General features: G+C 61.6%; 19 protein-coding genes and 2 riboswitches. Of the genes, 11 read left to right on the top strand and 8 right to left on the bottom strand.

Annotation, left to right across the window (positions count from 1 at the left end; genetic code table 11):
• Nucleotides 1-459: 459 nt before the first annotated feature.
• Nucleotides 460-1,533, top strand: coding sequence for an ABC transporter substrate-binding protein (locus J2Y86_RS05130; protein WP_253428657.1), 1,074 nt, complete (start codon nucleotides 460-462; stop codon nucleotides 1,531-1,533).
• Here J2Y86_RS05130 and J2Y86_RS05125 read toward each other — a convergent pair.
• On the bottom strand, nucleotides 1,530-1,748 hold the full coding sequence (locus J2Y86_RS05125) for a DUF2970 domain-containing protein (protein WP_253428656.1): 219 nt from the start codon (nucleotides 1,746-1,748) through the stop codon (nucleotides 1,530-1,532). The genes J2Y86_RS05130 and J2Y86_RS05125 overlap by 4 nt on opposite strands.
• Before the next feature lie 195 nt (nucleotides 1,749-1,943).
• On the bottom strand, nucleotides 1,944-5,654 hold the full coding sequence (gene metH, locus J2Y86_RS05120; protein ID WP_253428655.1) for a methionine synthase: 3,711 nt from the start codon (nucleotides 5,652-5,654) through the stop codon (nucleotides 1,944-1,946).
• A 156-nt stretch (nucleotides 5,655-5,810) separates the two neighbouring features.
• Between metH and J2Y86_RS05115 the strand changes: the two genes are divergently transcribed.
• The 3 genes from J2Y86_RS05115 (at nucleotide 5,811) to nfuA (ending at nucleotide 9,971) form a co-directional block, all read left to right on the top strand.
• The gene (locus tag J2Y86_RS05115) at nucleotides 5,811-8,108 is read left to right on the top strand and encodes a fatty acid cis/trans isomerase (RefSeq protein WP_253428654.1); all 2,298 of its coding nucleotides are present in this window, start codon (nucleotides 5,811-5,813) and stop codon (nucleotides 8,106-8,108) included.
• 186 nt (nucleotides 8,109-8,294) lie between these two features.
• Nucleotides 8,295-9,329 carry an acyltransferase family protein gene (locus tag J2Y86_RS05110; RefSeq protein WP_253428653.1) on the top strand — a complete coding sequence of 345 codons (1,035 nt, stop codon included), beginning with the start codon at nucleotides 8,295-8,297 and terminating at the stop codon, nucleotides 9,327-9,329.
• A gap of 57 nt (nucleotides 9,330-9,386) precedes the next feature.
• A complete protein-coding gene (nfuA, locus tag J2Y86_RS05105; RefSeq protein ID WP_007898222.1) occupies nucleotides 9,387-9,971 on the top strand; it encodes a Fe-S biogenesis protein NfuA in 585 nt (194 codons plus the stop codon).
• A gap of 72 nt (nucleotides 9,972-10,043) precedes the next feature.
• Here the strand turns inward: nfuA and cobM are convergent, their stop codons facing one another.
• The 4 genes from cobM to J2Y86_RS05085 form a co-directional block, all read right to left on the bottom strand.
• Entirely contained in the window at nucleotides 10,044-10,790 is a 747-nt protein-coding gene (gene cobM, locus J2Y86_RS05100; RefSeq protein ID WP_253428652.1) for a precorrin-4 C(11)-methyltransferase, read from the bottom strand.
• Between the two features lie 83 nt (nucleotides 10,791-10,873).
• On the bottom strand, nucleotides 10,874-11,287 hold the full coding sequence (locus J2Y86_RS05095) for a cobalamin biosynthesis protein (RefSeq protein ID WP_253428651.1): 414 nt from the start codon (nucleotides 11,285-11,287) through the stop codon (nucleotides 10,874-10,876).
• Entirely contained in the window at nucleotides 11,284-11,988 is a 705-nt protein-coding gene (locus tag J2Y86_RS05090) for a CbtA family protein (RefSeq protein ID WP_253428650.1), read from the bottom strand. The genes J2Y86_RS05095 and J2Y86_RS05090 overlap by 4 nt, the downstream gene beginning before the upstream one ends.
• An 11-nt stretch (nucleotides 11,989-11,999) precedes the next feature.
• Complete coding sequence (locus tag J2Y86_RS05085; RefSeq protein ID WP_253428649.1) at nucleotides 12,000-12,194, bottom strand: CbtB domain-containing protein; 195 nt, start codon at nucleotides 12,192-12,194, stop codon at nucleotides 12,000-12,002.
• Nucleotides 12,195-12,314: 120 nt separating this feature from the next.
• Nucleotides 12,315-12,542: riboswitch (cobalamin riboswitch) on the bottom strand.
• Nucleotides 12,543-12,807: 265 nt separating this feature from the next.
• A riboswitch (cobalamin riboswitch) is annotated at nucleotides 12,808-13,020 on the top strand.
• Between the two features lie 102 nt (nucleotides 13,021-13,122).
• Here J2Y86_RS05085 and cobW point away from each other — a divergent pair.
• From cobW to J2Y86_RS05060, 5 genes are all read left to right on the top strand, one after another.
• Complete coding sequence (cobW, locus tag J2Y86_RS05080; RefSeq protein WP_301308647.1) at nucleotides 13,123-14,184, top strand: cobalamin biosynthesis protein CobW; 1,062 nt, start codon at nucleotides 13,123-13,125, stop codon at nucleotides 14,182-14,184.
• Nucleotides 14,185-14,187: 3 nt separating this feature from the next.
• A complete protein-coding gene (gene cobN, locus J2Y86_RS05075) occupies nucleotides 14,188-18,078 on the top strand; it encodes a cobaltochelatase subunit CobN (protein WP_253428648.1) in 3,891 nt (1,296 codons plus the stop codon).
• 163 nt (nucleotides 18,079-18,241) lie between these two features.
• Nucleotides 18,242-19,240: an ATP-binding protein gene (locus tag J2Y86_RS05070; RefSeq protein ID WP_253428647.1), complete on the top strand. Its 999-nt coding sequence runs from the start codon at nucleotides 18,242-18,244 to the stop codon at nucleotides 19,238-19,240.
• 119 nt (nucleotides 19,241-19,359) lie between these two features.
• Entirely contained in the window at nucleotides 19,360-19,899 is a 540-nt protein-coding gene (locus tag J2Y86_RS05065) for a vWA domain-containing protein (RefSeq protein WP_367399710.1), read from the top strand.
• A gap of 205 nt (nucleotides 19,900-20,104) precedes the next feature.
• A complete protein-coding gene (locus J2Y86_RS05060) occupies nucleotides 20,105-21,751 on the top strand; it encodes a phospholipase D-like domain-containing protein (RefSeq protein ID WP_253428646.1) in 1,647 nt (548 codons plus the stop codon).
• 133 nt (nucleotides 21,752-21,884) lie between these two features.
• Here the strand turns inward: J2Y86_RS05060 and J2Y86_RS05055 are convergent, their stop codons facing one another.
• Nucleotides 21,885-23,108 (bottom strand): NADH:flavin oxidoreductase/NADH oxidase family protein, encoded by a 1,224-nt coding sequence (locus J2Y86_RS05055; RefSeq protein ID WP_253428645.1) that lies wholly within the window; start codon nucleotides 23,106-23,108, stop codon nucleotides 21,885-21,887.
• A 78-nt stretch (nucleotides 23,109-23,186) separates the two neighbouring features.
• Between J2Y86_RS05055 and J2Y86_RS05050 the strand changes: the two genes are divergently transcribed.
• Nucleotides 23,187-23,597 (top strand): MerR family transcriptional regulator, encoded by a 411-nt coding sequence (locus J2Y86_RS05050; RefSeq protein WP_253428644.1) that lies wholly within the window; start codon nucleotides 23,187-23,189, stop codon nucleotides 23,595-23,597.
• On the opposite strand, the gene J2Y86_RS05045 is transcribed toward J2Y86_RS05050, so the two are convergent.
• Nucleotides 23,581-25,122: an MFS transporter gene (locus J2Y86_RS05045; protein ID WP_253428643.1), complete on the bottom strand. Its 1,542-nt coding sequence runs from the start codon at nucleotides 25,120-25,122 to the stop codon at nucleotides 23,581-23,583. The genes J2Y86_RS05050 and J2Y86_RS05045 overlap by 17 nt on opposite strands.
• A gap of 165 nt (nucleotides 25,123-25,287) precedes the next feature.
• Between J2Y86_RS05045 and J2Y86_RS05040 the strand changes: the two genes are divergently transcribed.
• Nucleotides 25,288-26,196, top strand: coding sequence for a LysR family transcriptional regulator (locus J2Y86_RS05040; protein ID WP_253428642.1), 909 nt, complete (start codon nucleotides 25,288-25,290; stop codon nucleotides 26,194-26,196).
• Nucleotides 26,197-26,217 lie beyond the last annotated feature (21 nt).

Below are 26,217 nucleotides of genomic sequence, written 5' to 3'. Positions count from 1 at the left end.
GATACTGTCTCGGCAATTCTGCGCGCACGGCCGCGCACTCCCTACGGAGCCGGGGCAAGATACCAGTTTGGAGTTATGCGCAAAAGTGATGTTTGAGTATATGTAAAGAACCAAAACGACTAACGAGAAACGTTATTGATAAACCCGTATTTGTCGTGCGGGCAATCGTCGTCTTTACTGTGGTCGAGTCTTTATGCAATCACCGATAAAACCGACAAGAGGCGATGCAATGAGCAACCCTACCAAAGCTTCAAAGCCCGACAGTACGGTCGACGCGTGGGCCATTCTGTTTTTGATCATTCTGGTCGTGGGCACCGCGGTATTCTGGGTCAGCCATCAATAACCGACCCCGTCCGGGCCCGGCGCTGACAATTGTCGGACAAAAACCGCAATAAACGCCGTTTTGCGGAGGTTCGCTGGCTATAATGCGCAGCGAATTTCCGGGGGCTCGGACGATCAATGCTGAAGTTTTTCTACACCTTCCTGCTGATGCTGGGTGCGGCTTACGGCCCTGCTGCGCGTGCGGAGTCGGTGTTGTTCCTGAATCCGGGAAAGGTGGATGAAGCCTTCTGGATCAGCTATTCGCAATTCATGCAGGCGGCCGCTACGGACCTGGGCATCGATCTGCGGATTCTCTATTCCCGGCGCATGCCGGAGCTCACGCTGGCGCAAGCCCGCGTGGCGCTGCAAGGCCCCGATCGCCCGGACTATCTGGTCTTCGTCAACGAACAGTACATTGCCCCGCAAGTGCTGCGCCTGGCTCAGGGCAGCGGCGTAAAGCTGTTCATGGTCAACGCGTCGCTGACGGCCAATCAACTGAGCCTCCTGGGCGAGCGCCCTGATCGGCTGGGCAGCCTGGTGCCCAACGATGAGGAGGGCGGCTACCTGATGCTCAAGGAGTTGATTCGCCAGCATCCGCCCGTGGCGCCCGGTCAGGTCATCGAGTTGCTGGCGTTCTCCGGTCTGAAGATCACCCCATCGGCACAACTGCGCGAGCAAGGCATGATGCGGGCGTTGGCCGAGCATCCCGAGGTGCGTTTGCGGCAACTGGTCTACAGCGGCTGGACCCGTGATCGTGCCTATGAACAGGCGAAATTGCTGTTGCGGCGCTACCCGAAGGTGTCGCTGGTGTGGTCCGCCAATGACGAAATGGCGTTTGGCGCCATGCAGGCGTATTCAGAGACGGGCGGCGTACCGGGAAAGGACGCACTGTTCAGTGCGGTCAACACCTCGACCGCTGCGTTGAAGGCCAAAGTGGATGGACGGTTGAGCGTCCTGTTGGGCGGACATTTCACCCTGGGCGGCTGGGCCCTGGTGGAACTGCATGACCTCGATCGGGGCGTGGACATCAGCCAGTACGGTGGCCGTGATCGCCAGATTCCGCTGCTGCAACTGGTCGACAAGGCCACCGCCAGGCGAATGCTGGCCATGGGGGATTCGCCGGACTACGGCGTGGACTTCCGTCGCCTCTCGGCCAAGGGCCGCCCGACGTCCTATCGCTATCCGTTCAGCCTGCAAACCCTGATGCGCTAAACCCCTGCGAGCACCAGCACCAGTTGCACGATGCCGTAGAGCGCCAAGGCGAACACTGCCGTGAACAGAATCCCCAGGATGACAAAATGACTGGGCTTGCCGTGAGTGAAATCCCGGGCCCGGTTCTTCCCGCTCTGCACCCCGAACGCCGCTGCCATGACGCTGTGCAGCATCTGCCAGAACGTGGGCGGTTTGTTGTCGACTGGATCGTCCATAAACCCCTCGTCACCAATGTGTGAAGAGTAAGCATAGACAATCCACGGCCTGCACAAAGCAAATGTGGGAGCGGGCTTGCTCGCGAAGAGGCCATAACATCCAACATCTTCGTTGACTGTTACACCGCTTTCGCGAGCAAGCCCGCTCCCACAGGGATCTCCGATGGCCACGGGATTGTGGCCGGGAGACTGATCTTAGTTGTCGTAACCCAGGTTCGGCGCCAGCCAGCGCTCGGTCACGCTCAACTCCTGACCTTTGCGTGACGTGTAGCTCTGCACCTGATCCTTGTCGACCTTGCCCACGGCGAAGTATTGCGCCTGCGGGTGCGCGAAGTACCAGCCGCTGACCGCCGCCGCCGGGAACATCGCGTAGTGCTCGGTGAGGAACACGCCGCTGCGACCTGCCTTCATTTCGCTCGCTTCAGGATCGAGCAAGGCGAACAGCGTCGATTTCTCGGTGTGATCCGGGCAGGCCGGGTAGCCGGGAGCAGGGCGGATGCCGGTGTATTGCTCTTTGATCAGCGCCTCGTTGTCGAGGGTCTCGTCCTTGGCGTAACCCCAGTGCTCTTTACGCACTTGCTGGTGCAGCCACTCGGCGCACGCCTCGGCCAGACGGTCGGCCAGGGCCTTGACCATGATCGAGTTGTAATCGTCGCCCGCGTCCTGATAAGCCTTGGCCACTTCTTCGGCGCCAATGCCGGCGGTGGTGATGAAGCCACCCACGTAGTCGATGATTTCACTGTCCTTTGGCGCCACGAAATCGGCGAGGGAGAAGTTCGGCTTGCCGTCGGTCTTGATGATCTGCTGACGCAGGTGATGCAGCTTGGCCAATGGCTTGCCATCGTCGCCGTAGACTTCGATGTCGTCGTCGCGAACCTGATTGGCTGGCCAGAAACCGAACACCGCGCGGGCGCTGATCAGTTTCTCGTCGATCAATTTGGCGAGCATTTCCTGGGCATCGGCGTACAGCGCGGTAGCGGCTTCACCGACCACTTCGTCCTGGAGGATGCGCGGGAACTTGCCGGCCAGGTCCCAGGAGATGAAGAACGGCGTCCAGTCGATGTATTCGGCCAGGACTTTCAGGTCGATGTTGTCCAGCACTCTGGCGCCGGTGAACGTCGGTTTGACCGGCGCGTAGGTGCTCCAGTCGAACTGCGGTTTCTTGGCGATGGCCGCCGGGTAGCTCAGGCGCTCGGTGCGGGCGCTGCGGTTGGCGGTGCGCTCGCGAACATCGATGTACTCCAGGCGGGTTTTCTCGACGAACGCCGGTTTCAATTCCTTGGACAGCAACTGTGTGGCCACGCCCACGGCGCGGGAGGCGTCGGTGACGTAGATCACCGCGTCGTTGCTGTATTTCGGCTCGATCTTCACCGCCGTGTGTGCCTTGGACGTGGTCGCGCCACCGATCATCAGCGGCAGGTGGAAGTCCTGACGCTGCATCTCGCGGGCGACGTGGACCATTTCATCCAGCGACGGCGTGATCAGGCCCGAGAGGCCGATGATGTCGCATTTCTGCTCCTTGGCCACTTGCAGGATCTTCTCCGCCGGCACCATCACGCCGAGATCGACAATGTCGTAGCCGTTACAGCCCAGCACCACGCCGACGATGTTCTTGCCGATGTCATGCACGTCGCCCTTCACCGTCGCCATCAGGATCTTGCCCTTGGCTTCCGGCTTGTCGCCTTTTTCCAGTTCGATGAACGGGATCAAGTGCGCCACGGCCTGCTTCATCACGCGGGCGGATTTCACCACCTGCGGCAGGAACATTTTGCCGGCGCCGAACAGGTCGCCGACGATGTTCATGCCGGACATCAGCGGGCCTTCGATCACTTCGATCGGGCGGGCGAACGACTGCCGGGATTCTTCGGTGTCTTCAACGATGTGCGTGGTGATGCCCTTGACCAGCGCATGTTCCAAACGCTTGTTGACCGGCCAGCCGCGCCACTCTTCGGTCTCGGCTTCCTTGACGCTGCCGTCGCCCTTGTACTTGTCGGCGATGGCGAGGAGGGCGTCGGTGCCTTCCGGGGTGCGGTTGAGGATCACGTCTTCGACGGCGTCGCGCAGTTCCACCGGGATCTGGTCGTAGATCTCCAGCTGGCCGGCGTTGACGATACCCATGGTCAGGCCGTTGCGGATCGCATACAGCAGGAACACCGAGTGAATCGCCTCGCGCACCGGGTTGTTGCCACGGAACGAGAACGACACGTTGGACACGCCGCCCGAGGTCAGCGCGTACGGCAGCTCATCGCGGATGTAGGCGCAGGCGTTGATGAAGTCGACGGCGTAGTTGTTGTGCTCTTCGATACCGGTGGCCACGGCGAAGATGTTCGGGTCGAAGATGATGTCTTCCGGCGGGAAGCCGACTTCGTTGACCAGAATGTCGTAGGAGCGTTTGCAGATTTCTTTCTTGCGCGCTTCGGTGTCGGCCTGGCCGGCTTCGTCGAACGCCATGACGACCACGGCGGCGCCATAGCGCTTGCACAGTTTGGCGTGATGAATGAACTGCTCGACGCCTTCCTTCATGCTGATCGAGTTGACGATGCCCTTGCCCTGGATGCATTTCAAGCCGGCTTCGATCACTTCCCACTTCGAGGAGTCGATCATGATCGGCACGCGGGAGATGTCCGGCTCACCGGCAATCAGATTGAGGAAGGTCACCATCGCCTTCTTCGAATCGAGCATCCCTTCGTCCATGTTGATGTCGATGATCTGGGCGCCGGCCTCGACCTGCTGCAGGGCGACTTCCAGGGCTTCGGTGTAGTTGTCTTCACGGATCAGGCGGGCGAATTTGGCCGAGCCGGTGATATTGGTACGCTCGCCGACGTTGACGAACAACGAGCTGCGATCGATGGTGAACGGCTCCAGGCCCGAGAGGCGGCAGGCCTTCGGAATGTCCGGGATTTCACGCGGTGCATAACCGGCCACGGCTTTGGCGATGGCTTCGATGTGGCCCGGCGTGGTGCCGCAGCAGCCGCCGACGATGTTGAGGAAGCCGCTTTGGGCGAATTCTTCGATGACTTTGGCGGTTTGCGACGGCAGTTCGTCGTACTCGCCGAATTCGTTCGGCAGGCCGGCGTTCGGGTGCGCGGAGACGTGGGTGCCGGCCTTGTTCGACAGCTCTTCGAGGTACGGGCGCAGTTCACTGGCGCCGAGGGCGCAGTTCAGACCGACGGAAATCGGCTTGGCGTGGGCCACGGAGTTCCAGAAGGCTTCGGTGGTCTGGCCCGACAGGGTGCGGCCGGACGCGTCGGTGATGGTGCCGGAGATCATGATCGGCAGTTCGACGCCCAGCTCTTCGTAAACCCCTTGCACGGCGAAGATCGCGGCTTTGGCGTTGAGGGTGTCGAAAATGGTTTCGATCAGGATCAGGTCGGCGCCGCCTTCGATCAGGCCTTTGGTGGCCTCGGTGTAGTTCTCCACCAGTTCATCGAAGGTCACGTTGCGGTAGCCGGGGTTGTTCACGTCCGGCGACAGCGAGCAGGTACGGCTGGTCGGGCCGAGCACGCCGGCGACGAAGCGCGGCTTGTCCGGGTTCTCGAGGGTTTTCGCATCGGCGATCTTGCGCGCCAGGCGAGCGCCTTCTACGTTCAATTCGTAGGCCAGTTCTTCCATGCCGTAGTCGGCCATGGAAATCCGGGTGGCGTTGAAGGTGTTGGTTTCCAGAATGTCGGCGCCGGCATCCAGGTAGGCTTTTTCGATGCCACCGATCACGTCCGGGCGCGTCAGCACCAACAGGTCGTTGTTGCCTTTGACATCGCTCGGCCAGTCGGCAAAGCGTTTGCCACGGTAATCCTGCTCCTCGAGCTTGTAGCTCTGGATCATCGTGCCCATGCCGCCATCGAGAATCAGAATGCGCTCTTTGAGGGCGTGCTTGAGGGCTTGAAGGCGAACACTGCGATCGGACATTGGGACTACTCGGAAAGACCATGACGAAGGGGCGGGATCATAGCAAACCTGTGCGCTTTTAGAGCATGTGCGGTTTTTGCATGAATATCGCTCATGTTGATGGGGGCACTGTCCCGGTAGAATCGCGGCGTTTTTTCAAGGATCGGGAACAGGGACATGTCGTATCGCGTCATCATCAGCAGTGCATTGCTGGTTTTAAGCTGGGGCGCGGTGGCGCAGGATCCGGCGATTTCTGCTGCCATTTCCTACAGCCGCGACATCCAGCCGATCTTCACTGAAAAGTGCGTGGCCTGCCATGCCTGCAATGACGCCGCCTGTCAGCTGAATCTGGGCAGCGGCGAGGGGGCTGCGCGCGGCGCGTCGAAAGTCCCGGTCTACGATGGTGAACGCAGTCAGGCCGCGGCGCCGACCCGATTGTTTTATGACGCTTTCGGCAAGCACGGGTGGCAGCAAAAGGGCTTTTACTCAGTGCTGGACGCCCGGGGCAGCCAGGCCGCGTTGATGGCGCGGATGCTGGAACTGGGGCACAAAACACCGCTGACGCCCAACGCCAAGTTGCCGGAAGACATCGTCCTGGGCCTGAACCGGGAAAACCTGTGCGCGATGCCGGCCGAGTTCGACGGTTACGCCAGCGTTCATCCGAAGGAAGGTATGCCGCTGGCGGTCACTGGCCTGACCGACCAGCAGTATCAGACGCTGCAACGCTGGCTGGCCTCGGGCGCGCCCATCGATGAGCAGGGCCTGGTGCCGTCCGCGAAAGAAGCGTTGCAAGTGGTGCAATGGGAAAGCCTGCTCAACTCGCCGGGTGCCCGCCAGAGCCTGGTGGGACGCTGGTTGTTCGAACACTGGTTCCTCGCCCACCTTTACTTCAAGGAGGGCGAGCCGGGGCATTTCTTTCAGTGGGTGCGTTCGCGCACGCCGACCGGCCAGCCGATTGACCTGATCAACACGCGCCGCCCGAATGACGATCCGGGCACGCAGGTGTATTACCGCTTGTGGCCGGTGCAGGGGGTGATCGTGCAGAAGACCCACATCACCTATCCGCTGAGTGCGGCAAAGATGGCGCGGATCAAAAGCCTGTTCTACAACGGCAACTGGCAGGTCAACGCGTTGCCGGGTTACGGGCCGGAACGCCGGGCCAATCCGTTCACCACGTTCGAGGCGATCCCGGCGCAGGCGCGTTATCAGTTCATGCTCGATAATGCCGAGTACTTCGTGCGCACGTTTATCCGCGGGCCGGTGTGTCGCGGCCAGATCGCCACCGACGTGATTCGCGATCACTTCTGGGCGTTGTTCCAGGCGCCGGAACACGATCTCTACATCACCGACCCGAACTACCGCGGGCAGGCCACGCCATTGCTGGCGATGCCGGGGCAGAACGACGACGTCGGCAGCGTGTTGGGCCTGTGGCGTGACTACCGCGACAAGCGCAACGAGTACGAGGCGCTGCGTCGCGACAACTATGCCGATGTGCCGGCGCCGAGCTGGTCGACTTTGTGGGCCGGTAACGACAATGCGCTGTTGACCATTTTCCGCCATTTCGACAGCGCCTCGGTGAACAAAGGCCTGATCGGTGACGTGCCACAAACGATGTGGCTGTTCGATTTTCCACTGCTGGAGCGCACGTATTATCAGTTGGCAGTCAACTTCGACGTGTTCGGCAACGTGTCCCATCAAGCGCAGACGCGCCTGTACTTCGACCTGATCCGCAACGGTGCCGAGCAGAATTTCCTGCGGCTGATGCCTGCCGATTCGCGGGACGGCTACCTCGACGACTGGTACCAGAACGGCGGCAAATTCAAGATGTGGCTGGACTATGAAGCCATAGACAACGACAAGCCGACGGCGCTGAAACTCGACGAGAAAGACCCGAAACGCGACTTTGCGATGCAGCTGTTGTCGCGTTACGGTGAGCTCAACGCCAAGCCCGATCCGATCAACCGCTGCGACGGTGCTTATTGCTCGCGACCGAACATTGACCCGGATTTACAGGGCGCCGAACAGGCCTTGAGTCGCCTGGCGTCGCGTCCGGCAGCGGGTCTCAAGGTCATCGATCAACTGCCGGAAGCGACGATGCTGCGTATTGAGGCCAAGAGCGGCAAGCGCGAGGTCTACAGCCTGCTGCGCAACCGCGCGCACAGTAACGTGGCGTTCCTGTTGGGCGAATCGCTGCGCTATCAACCGGGGCTCGACACACTCACCATTTTCCCCGGCGTACTCAGCAGTTACCCGAACTTCATGTTCAACATTCCCGCCGGGCAAGTGCCAGCGTTTGTGGAGGCGATGGAAAACGCCAAGGACGCCAACCGTTTCGAGAAAATCGTCGAACGCTGGGGGATTCGCCGTAGCCATCCGCAGTTCTGGTTCTACTTCCATGACCTGAGCCAATACGTCCACGAAACCGACCCGGTGGAAGAGGGCGTGCTGGACATGAACCGGTACGAGAATCTTTGATCGACTTTTGATGGCGGGCCGGTGTCGGATCTGTAAGGCACCGCAAATCCCCTGTGGGAGCGGGCTTGCTCGCGAAGGCAGTGTGTCAGTCGCCGTTAATATTGCCTGACACACCGCTTTCGCGAGCAAGCCCGCTCTCACAAGGGAAATGCGGTGGATTGCGGATCGGGAACGGGAGGGCGGTCAATGTTGATTTCAGTACAGGCATTGCGCGCGCTCGCGGCCTGGACGGTGGTTTGCCACCATTTCATGCAGATTTTCTTCGACTTCAAGGCCCGTGGGCCGATCGGTCAGATGTTCATCGACAAGGGGGCGGTGGGTGTCGATGTCTTTTTTGTCATCAGTGGCCTGGTGATTTTCCTGTCCACCGAGGGCAAGTCGCTGCCGCCGGGACGCTTTCTGCTGTATCGGCTGTTTCGCATCGTGCCGGCGTATTGGCTGTACACGGTGCTGATGGCGCTGGTCGTGGTATTCGCCCGACCGGTGTTGCCGGATCAGGCAGTCGACTGGTCGCATTTCCTTCTGTCGCTGTTGTTCATTCCTACGGAAAACCCCGGCGGCTACGGGATTTATCCGACGCTGAATGTCGGCTGGACCCTCAACTACGAAATGCTGTTCTACGTGCTGTTTGCCTGGGCACTGCTGTTCCGCTTGCAAGTTCGACTGCTGATTGTTGCTGCGCTGCTGTTTGCTGTGTGTCAGGCGTGGACCGGTTACGGCTGGATCAGCCCGTTCTACCGTTCGGACATCGTCTATGAGTTCCTGCTCGGGATTGCCATTGGCATGCTCTACCGACGCGGCTGGATCAAACCCGGTTTCTGGCTGCCATTGCTGGGCATTGGCGGCGCGTTGCTGGCGATTTATCACTTGGCGCCGCAGCCGCGGTTCCTGGCCTGGGGCCTGCCGAGTGCGGTATTGGTGGTGGCCTGCATGGCGCTGGAGCGGTTTTTCGAGCACAGCCGAGTGTTCAAACTGCTGGGGGATTGTTCCTACTCGGTGTACCTGATGCACGTGTTGGTGCTGTCCGCCGGAGGCTTTGTCGCACAGCGTTATGGCATCAATGCCTACGTCATGTTCGCCGTTTGCGTCGTGGCCATTGGACTGGGATCGTGGGCAAGTTACGAATGGGTGGAGAAAAGCAGCTATCGGTGGCTTAAAGCCAGGATTGACGGCGAAACGTCCGATCGGGGCGAGCTGACGCTTTCCCGACAAAAATACTAGGACTTTGTACGGCGCGATGATTGGCGTAAACTGCGCCCAAGCCTGCGAGGAGTTTCCATGACCGCTATTACCATCACCGACGCCGCCCACGATTACCTGGCTGATCTGCTCTCCAAGCAGAACACCCCGGGCATCGGCATCCGCGTCTTTATCACACAGCCTGGCACCCAGTACGCCGAGACCTGCATTGCTTATTGCAAGCCGGGCGAAGAAAAACCTGAAGACACGGCGCTGGGGCTGAAAAGCTTCACCGCTTACATCGACTCGTTCAGCGAAGCTTTCCTGGACGATGCGGTTGTCGACTACGCCACCGACCGCATGGGCGGCCAGCTGACCATCAAGGCGCCAAACGCCAAAGTCCCGATGGTCAACGCCGACAGCCCGGTCAACGAGCGCATCAACTACTACCTGCAAACCGAGATCAACCCGGGGCTCGCCAGTCACGGCGGTCAGGTCAGCCTGATCGATGTGGTCGAAGACGGCATCGCCGTGTTGAAGTTCGGCGGTGGTTGCCAGGGCTGCGGCCAGGCAGACGTCACCCTGCGTGAAGGCATTGAGCGCACCTTGCTCGAGCGCATTCCCGAGCTCAAAGGTGTACGTGACGTGACCGACCACACGCAGAAAGAAAACGCCTACTACTAAGGTGTTCGCTGCAGAAACAAAAAAACGGCACCCGTGAGTGCCGTTTTTTTATGGTTGATCGGTCCCTGTGGCTCAGGGTCTGTAGAGATGCGCATGCCCGGCGCGATATAGCGACGACTCACTGAAGTGATCGCTCCCCAACACCCGACCGACCAGAATCAACGCCGTCCGCCGAAACCCCTTCGCCTCAACCTTCCCGGCAATATCCGCCAGCGTCCCAACCACCCAGTCCTGATCCGGCCAGGTCGCGCGGTGAATCACCGCTATCGGACAGTCCGCGCCGTAATGCGGCAGCAATTCAACCAGGATTTTCTGCAGATGATTCACCCCCAGGTGAATCGCCATGGTCGCCCCGTGCTGCGCCAGACTCCCCAATTCCTCACCGGCCGGCATCGCAGTCTTGTCCGCGTAGCGAGTCAGAATCACGCTCTGTGAAACGTCCGGCAACGTCAGCTCGGCGCCCAAAAGCGCCGCACAGGCCGCCGTTGCGGTGACACCTGGAATGATTTCAAACGGAATATCGAGTTCACGCAGGTAGCGAATCTGTTCGCCAATCGCGCCATAAAGGCTTGGATCGCCCGAGTGCACCCGTGCCACATCCTGGCCATTGGCATGGGCAGACTTGATCAGTTCGATGATCTGCTCCAGGTGCAGTTCGGCGCTGTTGACCACCTGTTCGGCGCAATGGCCTTCCAGCACCGCGGCGGGCACCAGGGAGCCGGCGTAGATGATCACCGGGCAGCTCCGGATCAGCCGCTGGCCTTTGACGGTGATCAGTTCCGGGTCGCCGGGACCTGCGCCAATGAAATAGACGGTCATCGTCGTTTCCTGTCAGAAAAAGGGACTGGGCAAGGCTTCAGATGAAGATTGCTCATGATCGAAGGCGAGGATTATCGAGGATTTTACGCAGTGCAGGCCAATGCCAGGGTGGCCTGGGCGTATTTTTGTCGCGAGATCAGCAGTTTTGCCGGTGCCTGGGCCAGTTGTTCCGCGAGGGCGAGGGCGGTGCTTTCCGCTACGCCGTAGCAGCCGGTGCGTTCGAAAGCGATGTCGGACAGGTGGCTGAGTTGCGGTTTGTAACCTTCCAGTTGCTGGCTATTGAAATACATCAACGGCAATCCCAGTTGTTCGGCGAGCTCGACCAGGCCGGGTTCATCACGCTTCAGGTCGATGCTGGCCAAGGCCTTGATCTGGTGAAGTTCGATGTGATGAGCCTGTAATGCCTGATCGAGTAACGCCCGCAGCGTGCTGACGGGGCAGCCGCGCTGGCAGCCCAGGCCGACAACTAAAGTCGGCGCTGTGCCAGTGTCTGTCATGCGTGGTATTGGCCATCGCTTTTGCGGCGGAACAACCAGGCGCTGATCAGGCCCAGGGCCAGCCAGAACGCGACGTTGGTCAGCTGCGAAGCGATTTTGAACTGGGCTTCCAGGGCTTCCGGCGCGAGCATCGAGTGCACTTCCGGTTGCGGGGCGCCAATGACGTGAGGAACGGCGAGAATCGCCACGCCCAGGAGCTTCATCAGCCAATGACGGCTGAACACGATCAGCGCGATGCCGACAGCGGTGGACGCTGCCGTGCCGATCCACCAGATTTGTCGTTGTGCCAGGTCCGCCGCGGCAGTGCCCGGCAGTTCCGGTGGCAGGCCGAGGGTCGGTGCCAGTACAAACGTGGCGTAACCGGCCAGGCCCCAGAGCAGGCCTTGGGAGGTTTTGGTCGGCGCACGCAAGGTGTAGAGACCGGCGAGCATCAGGGCAAAACCGACTGCAACCACCAGATTGCCGCCGGTGGTCGACAACACGCGCTGCCAGCCGTCTTCCGGTTCCCAGGCTTCGGCATCGTGGGTGTGAGCGGCGGCGCCAGCGGCGTGTTCATGAACTTCAACAGCCGCAGGCTCAGATTTTTCGTAAGTCTCGGCTTGCAGAATCAGCGGTGCGACCCAGAAACTTTGCAGCAGGGTCAGCAACAGGGCTGCCAGCAGCCCGGTGAAACCTGCGGTTTGCGCAATACGCTTGATCATGTCGGCAGGTCTCAGTGGCACGGGAACGCGGAGCTGTGACGGGTATCGTGCGCGGCATTGTGCACCGCTTCGATGTGCGAGAAACCGGCGAAATACACGAGGCACGCGCCAAGGATCGATGCGCAGATGGCAGCGGTCAGGCGTTGAGCCAAGGTGGTAGTGGTGGTGGTGGCGGATGTGTGGCCGGTGCTGCTGATGATCGACATGGCGCTTCCCTCTGGTCTGTCAGCGGGTGAATAGAGCGCATGGAAGATCCCTGCAAATCGGGCTCGCAGAGATTCAAACAGCGCCCGCCCACCGCGGGTTTGTTGTTCAGTGAACGTAATCGTCACTTTGTGTTGCGGGCCGGTCTCCGGGCTCGCGAGGGGCTTTGGCATTCACCGAAACCTGCAAGCGTCACCTTCCCATGCCGAACTGCTGGCACAGTGGATCTGACGCTTCGCTCGCTTACCGTTGCGGGGGCAGCACCGGACTGACATGGCTTTGAGTAAAGCACATGATTCACCGGTTTCCCGTTTCACCCTGTGAAGGGCACCCGTAACAAGGCGTGTAGGAGAGCATGGGCGGGGGTTGGGCGTCAATTGGCAAGGGTTCTCAACTCGGTGGGAGGGCAAGGGCAAGGAGTGTTACCTGTGGCGAGGGGATTTATCCCCGTTCGGCGGAGAAGCCGTCGCAATACCTGCTTGCGGGATGTGCCTGAAAGAATGCATGGGGTTGCTGCGCAGCCCAACGGGGATAAATCCCCTCGCCACAGGTAACCTGCCTTGCCACAAGGGATTGCAATCAACTGACGGACATTGACCCGCTCCCACACCATGCGTAGCCTTGCGCTTTCGAGGTTCTTCGGCATTTGCCGAAGCTAAGAAGGGAACGCGGTCGATGCCGCGGCTGCCCCCGCAACTGTGAACGGTGATGTTCGCTGCCACGCCACTGCACGCTCCAGCCCTGGAGCCCGCGGGAAGGCGCAGCGAACGCCAGTCTAGCGACAGGCACACCGTCAGCCAGGAGACCTGCCTCGAACCGAATTCTCACTACAACCGGGCGGGGTGATCCGGTGGCGAAATCTTCCGCGCGCCTGCCTGTGCAGCAGCGGTCGTCGTCCCGTATGCCCGCCACCTTGCCAAAGGGCATCCGATGAAAACACTGGCCAAACTTCCCGTCACCATCGTTACCGGCTTCCTCGGCTCGGGCAAGACCACCTTGCTGCGGCACATGCTCGACAACGCTCAGGGCCGCCGCATCGCGGTGATCGTCAACGAGTTCGGCGAACTGGGCATCGACGGCGAAATCCTCAAGCAATGCTCCATCGGCTGCACCGAAGAAGAAGCCAACGGTCGGGTCTACGAACTGGCCAACGGCTGCCTGTGCTGCACCGTCCAGGAAGAGTTCTTCCCGGTGATGCGCGAACTGGTCGCCCGTCGTGGCGACCTCGATCACATCCTGATCGAAACGTCGGGCCTGGCCCTGCCAAAGCCTTTGGTCCAAGCCTTCCAGTGGCCGGAAATCCGCAGCGCCTGCACGGTTGACGCGGTGATCACCGTCGTCGACAGCCCGGCCGTTGCCGCCGGCACCTTCGCCGCTTTCCCGGACCAGGTCGACGCCCAGCGCAAACTCGATCCGAACCTGGACCACGAATCGCCCCTGCACGAACTGTTCGCCGACCAACTGGCCAGCGCCGACCTGGTGATCCTCAACAAGGCCGACCTGATCAGCCCGGAAGACCTGGCCCGCGTACGCCTGGAAGTCGCTGAAGAACTGCCGCCAGCGGTGAAAATCATCGAAGCCAGCAGCGGTCGCTTGCCACTGGACGTGCTGATCGGCCTCGGTGCCGGTTCCGAAGAACACATCGACAGCCGCCACAGTCATCACGATCACCACCATGAAGGCGAAGATGATCACGATCACGACGCGTTCGACTCCATTTCCATCGAACTGCCACAAGCCGACGAAAGTCTGCTGCTGGACGCGCTGACCCAACTGGTGGTCAAGCACGGCATTCTGCGGGTCAAAGGTTTCGCCGCGATTCCGAACAAGCCGATGCGCCTGCTGATCCAGGGCGTGGGCACGCGTTTCGACAAGCACTTCGACCGTCAGTGGGGCGCCGATGAAGCGCGCACCACGCGTCTGGTGTTGATCGGTCAGGAGCTGGATGCCGTGCAACTCGAAGCGCAACTGCGCGCCGCGCTCAGCGTCTGACCCATGCACCTGCTCAGGACCCAGCCCGGCGGTTTCGTGTCGGATGACAACATTGCCGACCTTGGACAAACCCCCGCCGAGTTGGTGATCCTGTGCAGCGGCGATTCCAGCCTGGCGCTGCTCGCCGAAGCGGCGCAGCAGTTGCCGGACGATTACCCGAGCGTGCGTCTGGCGAACCCGATGCAGGTGCAAAATCACGCGTCGGTCGACCTGTATGTCGATGAAGTACTGCGCCACGCCAAGGTGATTTTGATTTCGTTGCACGGCGGCATCGCTTATTGGCGTTACGGCGTCGAACGTCTGGTCGAACTTTCGCAGCGCGGTGTGCAGCTGATTCTGGTGCCCGGCGATGATCGCCCGGACCCGGAGCTCAGCGACCTCAGCACCGTGATTGCCGAAGACCGCGACCGGCTCTGGCATTACCTGCGCCAGGGCGGCATGGCCAACGCCCTCGATCTGTTTCGCTGCGTGGCCAATCGCTGGCTGGATCGCGACTACACGTGGGCCGAGCCACAAACCCTGCCGCGCACCGCGATCTACCACCCGCAAAAAAGCCCCGCTGCACTGAGTGATTGGCAAGCCGAATGGCACGCCGATCAACCGGTGGCGGCGGTGCTGTTTTACCGCTCGCATTTGCAAGCGGCGAACACCGCGTTCATTGATGTTTTCTGCCAGCGTTTGCAAGCGGCGGGGTTGAACCCTTTGCCGATTGCCGTGGCCAGTTTGAAGGAGCCCGGCTGCCTGACGGTGGTTGAGGACTGGCTGGATGAAGTCGAAGCAGGGGTGATTCTCAACACCACCGGTTTCGCTCAATCCAGCCCCGAAGCGCCGCACTTGCGGCCGTTTCGCCGCAATATCCCGGTGATCCAGGCGATCTGCGCTCAGGACAACGAACCCGGTTGGCGTGCCAGCGAACAGGGCCTCGGCCCGCGGGATCTGGCGATGCACATCGCGCTGCCGGAACTGGATGGGCGGATCATCAGCCGCCCGATCAGCTTCAAGGACCTGGCATGGCGCAGCGAGCGCAGTCAGTCCGATGTGGTCTGCTACCGACCTGCACCGGAACGCATGGATTTTGTCGCCGAACTGGCGCGGCGCTGGATCGATCTGGCGCGACTGCCGAACAGCGAAAAACGCATCGCGTTGATCCTCGCCAATTACCCGACCCGTGACGGGCGCATTGGCAATGGCGTCGGCCTCGATACACCGGCCGCAGCGTTGAACATCCTCCGTGCGTTACACGCACAGGGTTATCCGCTGCCCGCCGAACTGCCGGACAGCGGCACCGCGTTGATCCAGCAATTGCTCGGCGGTGTCAGCAACGATCTCGATACCCTCGACCAGCGTCCGTGTCATCAAAGCCTGGCGCTGGACGACTACAACCTGATGTTCGACGCCTTGCCCGAGGCCAACCGCCAGGCCGTGCTGGAACGCTGGGGCGCGCCCGAAGGCGACCCGATGTTCCGTGGCGGACGGATGATGATCGCCGGGCTGCGTTTCGGCCTGACCTTCATCGGCATTCAACCGGCGCGCGGTTATCAAGTCGATCCGAGCGCGGTGTATCACGACCCGGACCTGGTGCCGCCCCACGGCTACCTGGCGTTCTACTTCTGGTTGCGCAACACCTACGGCGCCCACGGCGTGATCCACGTCGGCAAACACGGCAACCTCGAATGGCTGCCGGGCAAAGGCGTCGGGCTGTCGGACAACTGCTGGCCGGACGCGTTGCTCGGGCCGCTGCCGAACATCTATCCGTTCATCGTCAACGACCCGGGCGAGGGCGCCCAGGCCAAGCGTCGCACCCAGGCGGTGATCATCGATCACTTGATGCCACCGCTGACCCGCGCCGAAACCTACGGCCCGCTGCGTAATCTCGAGCTGCTGGCCGACGAGTATTACGAAGCGCAACTGCTTGATCCGCGTCGCGCCCGGGAGTTGCAGCGCGACATCCTGCAATTGGTGCGCGACACCCACATCGACCGCGAGCTGCTGCTGGACGAGAAGCTCGACAGCGATGCTGACGCGGCGATCTGGTTGCCGCGCCTCGACACTTACCTGTGCGACTTGAAAGAGTCGCAGATCCGTGACGGCCTGCACATCTTCGGCGAGTCGCCGACCGGACGGTTGCGCATCGATACGTTGCTGGCCTTGCTGCGCATTCCCCGTGGCGACGGGCGAGGGGCGCAATCGAGTGTACTGCGGGCGTTGGCCAAGGCTTTTGAATTGGGTTTCGATCCTCTGGATTGTGCGTTGGCGGAGCCTTGGGTTGGGCCTCGGCCGGATGCCTTGTCAGCGATCAGCGATGAACTTTGGCGCACGGCGGGCGATACGCGCGAACGCTTGGAGCTGTTCGCCGCGCAACTCATCGAGCAAACCCTGAATACCGACGCCGAACCCGGTGGGATCGAGCCTTTGTGGCGAGGGAGCTTGCTCCCGTTGGTTCGCGAAGCGGACCCAAAAAACGGGACTGCTGCGCAGTCCAGCGGGAGCAAGCTCCCTCGCCACACAAGCCCGTTCCCTAAAGAAGGTTGGGATGAGATTGGCGCCATCCTCGACAACCTGCGCGAAGTGGTCGCGCCGCGCCTGGACGCCTGCGGCCCGGCGGAAATGCGCGGTCTGCTCGACGCCCTCGGCGGTCGTTTCGTCCCGGCCGGCCCTAGCGGCGCGCCAAGTCGTGGTCGCCTGGACGTGCTGCCGACCGGGCGCAATTTCTACTCGGTGGACGTGCGCAACCTGCCGACCACCACCGCCTGGCGCATCGGTTTCCAGTCGGCGAACCTGATTCTTGAGCGGCACTTGCAGGATCACGGTGATCACCTGCGTCAGCTCGGCCTGTCGGTCTGGGGCACCGCGACCATGCGCACCGGCGGCGATGACATCGCCCAAGCCATGGCGTTGATGGGCGTGCGGCCGGTCTGGGCGACGGGCAGTCAGCGCGTCGACGATTTCGAGATTCTGCCGCTGAGCCTGCTCGACCGTCCGCGGGTCGACGTGACCCTGCGCGTGTCCGGTTTCTTCCGTGATGCGTTTGCCAATCTGATCCGTCTGTTCGACGCCGCCGTGCAGGCGGTCGCTGCGCTGGATGAGCCGGACGATCTCAATCCATTGGCCGCCAAGGTCCGCGCCGAGCGGGAAACGCTGCTGCAATCGGGGCTCGATGAAGAAGCGGCCAAGCGTCAGGCCGGTTGGCGCATCTTCGGTGCCAAGCCCGGTGCCTATGGCGCAGGTGTGCAGGGCGCCATCGACGGTCGTTTGTGGCAAAGCCGCGAGGACCTGGCCGAGGTGTACCTGAACTGGGGCGGTTACGCGTATGGCGGTTCCGACGAAGGCACCGCCGCCCGCGAACAGTTTGCCCAGCGCCTGAGCCAGGTTCAGGCCGTGCTGCAAAACCAGGACAACCGCGAGCATGACTTGCTCGATTCCAACGATTATTACCAGTTCCAGGGCGGCATGCTCGCCGCCGTGGAAAGCCTGAGCGGCGAAGCGGCGGCCAGTTACCATGGCGATCACAGTCAACCGGACCTGCCGAAGATTCGCACGTTGAAGGAAGAACTGAATCGGGTTATCCGCTCGCGGGCGGCCAACCCGAAGTGGATCGACGGAGTGAAGCGCCACGGCTACAAAGGCGCGTTTGAGCTGGCGGCGACGGTCGATAACCTGTTTGCCTTCGACGCGACGACGCAGCTGATTGACGATCACCAATACGCGTTGCTGGCCGATGCGTATTTGCTGGACCCGGCGACGCGGGATTTTGTTCGTGAGCATAATCCGCATGCCCTGCGCGACATGACCGAACGGATGCTGGAAGCGCAGCAGCGCGGGATGTGGAAAGATCCGGGCGAATACCGCGAGGCGCTGGAGAATTTGTTGTTGGACATAGAAGAAGACAGCTGATGCGCCGCAGACTCTGTGGGAGCGGGCTTGCCCGCGAAGGGGCCGTCACATTCAACATTGGTTTTGACTGACAGGACGCCTTCGCGGGCAAGCCCGCTCCCACAGGGATAGAAGCGCCAGTGAGATTTATTGATAGATCACCGACCATGACCGAGTATTGAAGATGACCGACACCCCGCATTTCCCCTTGTCCGCCGTGGTCGGCGCCGACGACTTGAAACTCGCCCTGTACCTCACCGCCATCGACCCGAAAATCGGCGGCGTGCTGATCGAAGGCCCGCGCGGCATGGCCAAATCCACCCTGGCCCGAGGCCTCGCGGACCTGCTCGCCAGCGGTCAATTCGTCACCTTGCCGCTCGGTGCCACGGAAGAACGCCTGGTCGGCACCCTCGACCTCGACGCGGCCCTGAGCGAAGGTCGCGCACAGTTTTCTCCCGGCGTGCTGGCCAAGGCTGACGGCGGTGTGCTGTACGTCGATGAAGTCAATCTGCTGCCCGATCACCTCGTGGACCTGCTGCTCGACGTCGCGGCCAGCGGCACCAACCTGATCGAGCGCGATGGCATTTCCCATCGGCATTCGGCGAAGTTCGTGCTGATCGGCACGATGAACCCGGAAGAGGGCGAGCTGCGGCCGCAACTGCTCGACCGCTTTGGCTTGAACGTGGCGCTCGGTGGCCATACTGCACCGGCCCAACGGGGGCAGATCATCCGCCGGCGTCTGGATTTCGACAGCGATCCGCAACGGTTCTGCGCTGAGTGGGAGAGCCAGCAGCAGTCGCTGCGTGAACGGTGCGAGAACGCGCGCAACACGCTGGCGAGCATCCCCCTCGACGATGAAGCGCTGGCACAGATTACCGAGCGCTGTTTCGCCGCCGGTGTCGATGGCCTGCGCGCCGACCTGGTCTGGCTGCGTGCCGCTCGTGCCCACGCGGCGTGGCGCGGGGCGAGCGCCATTGCCGAAAACGATATCGACGCTGTGGCCGAATTTGCCTTGCGTCACCGTCGTCGCGAACAATCACCACCGGCGCCGCAACAGGCCCGGCAACCCTCGCCACAACCGTCCAGCCCGAGTGAAGGCCAGGGCCAGTGGGGCGAAATGCCTGCCCAGGCGCTGCCGGTCGGTGCGCGACGTGAAGTGCCGAGCTGGCCAAAAAAGCCCTAGGCATTCGCCCTCGATCTGACGCGGGGGCGAATGCCAAGCCCCGCGCTGGACGACTGGCCAATGGCAAACAGGGCAAACGTCAGGCGGCGCGCAGCGGCTCGATCAACTGGCCCGGCACCTTGCTCAATGGCCGTCCTCGTCAACGCCAGGATGTGCTGTTTCATCTGCGCACCCGTTCGCCCCACGAGTTGTGGCTGGTGATCGTCGACGCTTCGGCTTCCACGCGCCGGCACCAGGCATTGAGCGATGCGAAGGGTTTGCTGGCGCAATTGTTCGACGACGCTTACCGCCAGCGCGCGCGCCTGGCGTTGATGACGGCCAGCGGTCACGCACCCGCGTGGCAAGTGCAGGGTTTGAAAGCGTCCACCGGTCTACGGCACTGGCTCGATGGCCTCGGCGCGGGCGGTGGCACGCCGTTGCTGGCGGCGCTCGGCGAGGCGGGGCGATGGCTCGCGGCACGGCAAAAACGCTTTCCGGCGGAGCAGCAGCGGTTGTTGCTGGTGACGGATGGGCGATTGAAGGAGTGGTCGGGGGTGTCGGCGCTGGAGTGTCCGGGGTTGTTGATCGACATTGAGCGCGGGCCGATTCGGTTGGGGCGGGCGAGGCAGTTGGCGGCAGAGATGCAGGCAGATTATCGGCATATCGATGAGCTGATTTAAGGCTGAGTATTGCAGAGCCTGAGAAGGCCTCATCGCGGGTAAGCCCGCTCCCACAGGGTTTGTGTATTGGTCAACAATTTTGCGAACGACACAAAACCTGTGGGAGCGGGCTTGCCCGCGATGGGGTCACCTCGGTATCGGATAATCCCGACCCATCCGCAGCGCTACCCTATGCTCTGAAAGCCGCCATTCACAGGAGTGAAGCATGCGTGTTCTAGCCACCAACAGTCAGGACGATTTTCGCGTCAAAGCTTACGCCGGCACCAACGGCGTGCTGCTGGCCATGGACCTGGCCGAATCCTGTCGCACAGGCCTGCTGGGGTTCGCCATCGAAAAACAGCAGGGCAGCAAGCCCTGGTTGTTCCTGTTCAACAGCCTGACGTTTCCCGGCAAGACTCATACATTCCCGCAGTTTCACGCCACCCCGAGCGACCTTGCGCCGTTGCAGAAATTTCGCTGGGCCGATTACGCGGTCAATCCGGGGATGACGATCCATTACCGGATTCACCTGGCGTACGGCAGCGCTGATGCACCGCAGCTGGGCGAAAACCTGGAAGTGACCGTCACGTCCGACAATGGCCTGCCGCAACATCAAAGCGTGATCTTCAACCGCGCAGTGGCCGCCAGTCAGGCGTTCCAGCGCAAGTTCCCCGAGCTCGATGCGCTGATCAGCGCCAACAAAAACCTGCCCATCGAGGCCTGGCCCGATGCCCCTCGGCAATGGCTGGAAAACGGTTTGCTCGGGCGCTTGCTGGGGTTCATCGAACGGGCGGTGGATAATCAGTGGGCGCTGGACATTGCCATCTACGAATACGAACTGGAGGTGATCGTCGATGCCGTCAATGCGGCGTTCGAACGCGGCGTGAGGGTTCGCGTGCTGTATCACGCACAACCTGGCGATGACGACACCGCGATCAACGAAGCCAGCCTGGAAAAAATCCCGGCGGCGAACAAGCGCGGGCGTATCACCCACAACATCTTCCACAACAAATTCATGGTGCTGAGCCGGGTCGATGCCGCCGGGCAGCTTCAGCCTGAAGCGGTGCTGTGCGGCAGCACCAACTTCACGCCCAATGGCGTTTATCGCCAGGCGAACGTGGTGCATGTGCTGGACGACGCGTCAGTCAGCGCCAGTTACCTGGACACTTTCGAGCAAGTCTGGGCGACACCGGCCGACGTCGGCGCCACCCGGCAATGGATCACGCAACACAACCCGATGGACCCGCAGCAACCGTTGTTCGCCGGCTTCTCACCGCGCTCGGGTCAGGGCGATTTGCGTGAGTTCGTCGAGATCATCACCGGCGCGAAAAAGGACGTGTTGTTCGTCACCGCGTTCGCTTTGCCCGACGATATTCTCAATGCGCTGCTCGGCCAGCCCCACGACGACATCTTGCGTTATGGTCTGCAAAACACCGCCAGCCGCATTACCGGTTTCCACGCCGACCGCAGCGCCGAGTTCGCCGCTACCGCGCTGCTCAACACCGGGCTGGAAGGCTGGCTTCGCGAGAACATGAAGGGCCAGAAGGGTAACCTGCTGGTGCACACCAAAGCCGTGGTCACCGACTTCACCAGCGACGCGCCGACGATCATCAGCGGCAGCCACAACCTCAGTGCGGCGGCCAGTAACGGCAACGACGAAAACTACCTTATCGTTCGCGGCGATACGGACCTGGCTGATCGTTATGGTCTGGAGTTGCTGCGGTTCTACGAGCACTACCGCTTTCGCTACTTTGCCAAGAAGCTTGCGTTGAAGCAGGTGCAGCCGCTGGCGACGGATGACAGCTGGACCAATGACTATTACCTCCCGGGGGATTTACGGCAGCTTTCGCGACTGCGTTTCTCCGGCCGGTGAGGTCTCCTTGTGGGAGCGGGCTTGCTCGCGAAGGCGTCGTGTCAGCCAACACCCATGTTGAATGACCCACCGCTTTCGCGAGCAAGCCCGCTCCCACATTTGATCTTCATCGATAGTTTGTCCGAGACCCCGATTACTTACCCATCGCCTGCCGGTACTGCCGCGTGCGGCGGCCGATGTACAAACGGTCGAGAATCAGCGCCCAGACTGCCGACACGTCGGGTCGGGGCTTGCGTCCCCGGCTCAATCGATGAAGCTGGAACTTCACCACGGCCATGCTCGCCAGTGCGGCCAACGGCTTGCGTTTCCAGCGGATCGGCGGCAATTGCGGATGGCTGTCCCGACCTTCGCGCCAGTGCTTGACCAACTGCGGCTCAAGGGCAAGTGCGGTGCCGATGCCGGCCATGGCGATACCGCTGGCGAGCACCTGTTCGACGATCGCCAGACGTCGAATTCCGCCCGTCACCATCACCGGCATGCGCGCCACACCGGCGAGTTCACCCGCCATCTCCAGAAAGTACGCTTCCCGCGCCAGAGTCCGGCCATCGCGTGCCTCGCCTTGCATGGCCGGGGCTTCGTAGCTGCCGCCCGACAACTCCAGCAAATCGATCTGCGAATCGTTGAGCCACTGGATCACTTGCCGGGCGTCGTCGGCGTCGAATCCGCCGCGCTGGAAGTCGGCGGAGTTGAGTTTCACTGCCACACAAAACTGCGGTGACACGGATTGGCGAACGGCGCGGACAACGTCCAGCAGCAGACGCGCGCGATTTTTCAGGGACCCGCCCCAACAGTCAGTTCGACGGTTAGTCAGCGGCGACAGGAACTGGCTGATCAGGTAGCCGTGTGCCGCATGAATCTGCACGCCGGTGAAACCGGCTTTTTCCGCGAGTGCAGCGCTGGTGGCGAAGCGCGTGATCACTTCGGCGATATCGTCCTCGGACATCGGTTTGGGCTCGGCAAACATCCTGGAAAACGAACCAAGATCCAGTGCGACCGCCGAGGGCGCCCACGCTTGCTGGCCGAGGTTGGCCATGGTCTGGCGCCCCGGATGATTGAGTTGCACCCAGAACTGCGCGCCACCGGAACGGCCAATCGTTGCCCATTGGCGAAAGCGTTCCAGGTCGCGATCATCTTCCAGCACCACGCCCCCCGGGCCGGTCATCGCACGACGATCGATCATCACGTTGCCGGTCAGCAACAATCCGGCTTCGCCCCCGGCCCAAGTCTGATACAACCGAAACAGCGCATCGGACGGCGCCTGCCCGGTATCGGCAAGGTTCTCTTCCATCGCCGCTTTGGCAATGCGATTGCCGATGGCCTGGCCGTTGGGCAAATTCAACGCTTGGAAGGGCGACATGCTTGACTCCTCATCAGTGAAGCGTAGAGGCTAAGCTTAAAGTTAACTTTAATGTCAAGCAGGCAAAACGGGGCAGTGATGAAGATTGGTGAATTGGCGCAGTTGAGCGGGTTTAATCCGTCGCGTATTCGTTTTTACGAGGCTCAGGGCCTGATCCAGAAAGTGGAACGACGGGCGAATGGCTATCGGCATTATCCCGATCAGGTTCTGCAAACGCTGTATCTCATCCAGTGCGCGCAGCAGGCCGGGTTCAGCCTGGAAGAGTTGAAGCAGTTGATGCCAGACACCGTGACCGGTGAATTCAAACACGACGAACTGCTGGCGGGCCTAAATCGCAAAGTCGAGCAAATCGAAGAAATGCAGCTGCACCTTGCGCAGAGCAAGGCAAAGCTGTTGGCGGTGATCGACGATATTCAGGCAAAACCCGCCGGCATGGGCTGCGATGCCAATGCTGAGCGGGTGCTGGCGTCATTCAAGCATTCGCGTTGATGGTCGCCGCCGATGGGGCGGGGATCGGATTGCGCATCAGCGTGCCCACCACCAGCGCTCCCAGCAAGGCCAGTAAACCGGCGACCCACAGCAAGAAAGTGAAGCCGCCGACGAACGCCTGCCGGGCCAACGGTTCGACGAGGCTGCGCGCGGTTTCCGGCAGCAAAGCCATCGCCGCCGTCATGTCGCCGGCCACCACTCGCGAGGCGATGCCCTGAGTCTGGTCGAGCCATTGTGTTCCTTGTGACGACAGACTGGCGCGCAACAATTGCTCGGTATGGCTCGACAGCAACGCTCCGTAGACACCGATGGCCAACACGATGGCGCTGAAGCGCATCGTGGTGCTCATGCCTGACGCCATACCGGTACGCTCCCGCGGCACGCATACCATGATGTTTTTCTGCGTATCGCCATTGAGCAATCCGGCGCCGGCGCCCGTCACGGCAATCGCCAGGGCGAACGGCAGGTAACCGCCGCTGTTGACTGCCCAGGCACTGAGCAGATTGCCGCTGCCGACCAGGGTCAAACCGGTCGCCATCAAGGTTGCCGGTGCAAAGCGGCTGGAAAGGCGCACGCCGATGCGCGGGCAAATCAGCATGGTCAGGGCAAATGGCAACATGCCCAGCCCTGAAGCGATGGCCGAGAAACCCAGGCCGTTCTGCAGATAAAACGGCAGCAACGTCATCATCACCTGGGCGCAACCGGCGTAGGCAAACATACCCAGCAGTGCGCCGATGAAGCGCGGGTGCTTGAACAATTGCAGGTCGACCATCGGCCGCTGCTGCATCCGCTCGATCACGACGAACACTCCCAACAACAGCGCGCCGCCGATGATTCTGGCGTAGGTGGCCGGGTTGCTCCAGCCGATCCGGTTGGCCTCGATCAGGCCCCAGATCAGGCACAGCAAACTGGCACTGAACGCCAGACTGCCCCACGGATCGAGACGCGCGGATTGAGGGTCGCGAGATTCCGGCACGGCACGCCAGACCATTACCATCAGGAAAAGGCCCACGGGCAAATTGAGGTAGAAAATCCAGCGCCAGCCGATGTACTCGGTAATCAGCCCGCCGACGGTCGGCGCAGCGGTCATTGCCACGCCCATGCAGGCGCCCCAGAACGCCCAGGCCTTCGCTCGCTCAACTTCATCGTGAAAGGTGTGGCCGATGGAGGCGAGCGCGGAGGTCAGCAACAACGCCGCACCGACGCCTTTGACCGCCCGGGCGATGTCGAGGAACAACGCCGTGGGTGCCGCGCCGCAACCGATGGACGCCAGAATGAAAAGCCCCAGGCCACAGAGCAGGGTTTTCTGCCGGCCGAAGCGGTCGGCAATGCTGCCTGCCGGTAAGAGCAGGGCGGCGAAAGCCAGCATGTAGGCGCTGACCACCCACTCGATGTCGGCAAAGTTCGCGCCCAGGTCTCGAGCGATGGTGGGCAGGGTGACGGCGACAATGTTGGTGTCGAGGACGATCAGCGAACAGACGCCGGAGGCCGTCAACAATGTCAGGCGTGGACTGACGCGGCTCATGAGCGGATTGCCTTTTGAGCAAGGCCATTGATCGTTGAGGCATCAAGGGGTTTGACGTACATGGTATGGGCTCTCTACTGTGATTGCAGAAAGAGCTTATCGCGACCGTTTACAGGCTTCGTTAGCCGATTAGCGGTACTTCATTACCTTTGAGCTAATGCACCGATGGACATCCGCCATTTTCGCTATTTCCTCGCTGTTGCCCGGCAAGGCAACTTCACCCGTGCCGCCGAACAACTCGGTATCGCGCCGCCGACCTTGACTCGACAGATCCAGGACATGGAAAACGAGCTCGGCACGCGACTGTTCGTGCGCCAGACGCGCGAAGTCAGTCTGACCGAAGCCGGCGCCGCGCTGCTGATCGAAGCTGAGGCAACGGTGCGGCAATTCGAATACGCCCAGCAAAACGCCCAGCGTGCCGGGCGCGGGGACATTGGCCATATCGAACTGGGTTACGTGGCCTCGGCGGTGTACTCGGGCCTGCTTCAGAAACAGGTGCAGGCGTTCAGTCGCGAGTGCCCGGACGTCAGCCTCAACGTACGGGAACACCCGATGGCGTCCTTGCCGACGATGGTGCTCGAAGGTCGATTCGACATCGGCTATGTCCGCTCACCCATGACCTTGCCCGAAGGCCTGGACGCCATTCGCCTCGACGCGGAAGGTTTTGTGCTGGCACTGGCGGCTGAATCCTGGTTGTGCCGGTTGACCGAGATCGGCCCGGAGCACCTGCAGGCCGAGACGTTCATCCTGCCGGAACAGATCAGCGGCACCTTGCAAGTCGCCGCCGAAGGTGGGTTTGCGCCGAAACTGGGGGCGCAACCCGGCGGGCTGGTGGCGGTGCTGGCGCTGGTGTCGCTGGGGCAGGGCGTGGCGGTGGTGCCGGAGTCGGTGGTCGGGCATGTCGGATTGCCCGGCGTGGTTTACCGGTCGATCAAGGGCTGTGAGGCGAGTTCGTGGTTGTCGTTGGTTTATCGGCGGTTTGAGAAATCGGCGGCGGTGGTGCGGTATATCGAGCGGGTCAAAAATCGCGGTGGGCAAGAGGGAGCGTGGAGTGGTTTACAAGGAAGCAGGTGAGCGCTAATTCAATAGCCGTCT

Source organism: Pseudomonas migulae, from assembly GCF_024169315.1.
Classification (GTDB): Bacteria; Pseudomonadota; Gammaproteobacteria; order Pseudomonadales; family Pseudomonadaceae; genus Aquipseudomonas; species Aquipseudomonas migulae_B.
This window is presented reverse-complemented; position numbering and strand designations above follow the sequence as displayed.

What these genes read in the sequence shown, in the direction of transcription:
- J2Y86_RS05130 (WP_253428657.1), top strand. Translation starts at nt 460, where the DNA reads ATGCTGAAGTTTTTCTACACCTTCCTGCTGATGCTGGGTGCGGCTTAC.
- J2Y86_RS05125 (WP_253428656.1), bottom strand. Translation starts at nt 1,748, where the DNA reads ATGGACGATCCAGTCGACAACAAACCGCCCACGTTCTGGCAGATGCTG.
- metH (WP_253428655.1), bottom strand. Translation starts at nt 5,654, where the DNA reads ATGTCCGATCGCAGTGTTCGCCTTCAAGCCCTCAAGCACGCCCTCAAA.
- J2Y86_RS05115 (WP_253428654.1), top strand. Translation starts at nt 5,811, where the DNA reads ATGTCGTATCGCGTCATCATCAGCAGTGCATTGCTGGTTTTAAGCTGG.
- J2Y86_RS05110 (WP_253428653.1), top strand. Translation starts at nt 8,295, where the DNA reads ATGTTGATTTCAGTACAGGCATTGCGCGCGCTCGCGGCCTGGACGGTG.
- nfuA (WP_007898222.1), top strand. Translation starts at nt 9,387, where the DNA reads ATGACCGCTATTACCATCACCGACGCCGCCCACGATTACCTGGCTGAT.
- cobM (WP_253428652.1), bottom strand. Translation starts at nt 10,790, where the DNA reads ATGACCGTCTATTTCATTGGCGCAGGTCCCGGCGACCCGGAACTGATC.
- J2Y86_RS05095 (WP_253428651.1), bottom strand. Translation starts at nt 11,287, where the DNA reads ATGACAGACACTGGCACAGCGCCGACTTTAGTTGTCGGCCTGGGCTGC.
- J2Y86_RS05090 (WP_253428650.1), bottom strand. Translation starts at nt 11,988, where the DNA reads ATGATCAAGCGTATTGCGCAAACCGCAGGTTTCACCGGGCTGCTGGCA.
- J2Y86_RS05085 (WP_253428649.1), bottom strand. Translation starts at nt 12,194, where the DNA reads ATGTCGATCATCAGCAGCACCGGCCACACATCCGCCACCACCACCACT.
- cobW (WP_301308647.1), top strand. Translation starts at nt 13,123, where the DNA reads ATGAAAACACTGGCCAAACTTCCCGTCACCATCGTTACCGGCTTCCTC.
- cobN (WP_253428648.1), top strand. Translation starts at nt 14,188, where the DNA reads ATGCACCTGCTCAGGACCCAGCCCGGCGGTTTCGTGTCGGATGACAAC.
- J2Y86_RS05070 (WP_253428647.1), top strand. Translation starts at nt 18,242, where the DNA reads ATGACCGACACCCCGCATTTCCCCTTGTCCGCCGTGGTCGGCGCCGAC.
- J2Y86_RS05060 (WP_253428646.1), top strand. Translation starts at nt 20,105, where the DNA reads ATGCGTGTTCTAGCCACCAACAGTCAGGACGATTTTCGCGTCAAAGCT.
- J2Y86_RS05055 (WP_253428645.1), bottom strand. Translation starts at nt 23,108, where the DNA reads ATGTCGCCCTTCCAAGCGTTGAATTTGCCCAACGGCCAGGCCATCGGC.
- J2Y86_RS05050 (WP_253428644.1), top strand. Translation starts at nt 23,187, where the DNA reads ATGAAGATTGGTGAATTGGCGCAGTTGAGCGGGTTTAATCCGTCGCGT.
- J2Y86_RS05045 (WP_253428643.1), bottom strand. Translation starts at nt 25,122, where the DNA reads ATGAGCCGCGTCAGTCCACGCCTGACATTGTTGACGGCCTCCGGCGTC.
- J2Y86_RS05040 (WP_253428642.1), top strand. Translation starts at nt 25,288, where the DNA reads ATGGACATCCGCCATTTTCGCTATTTCCTCGCTGTTGCCCGGCAAGGC.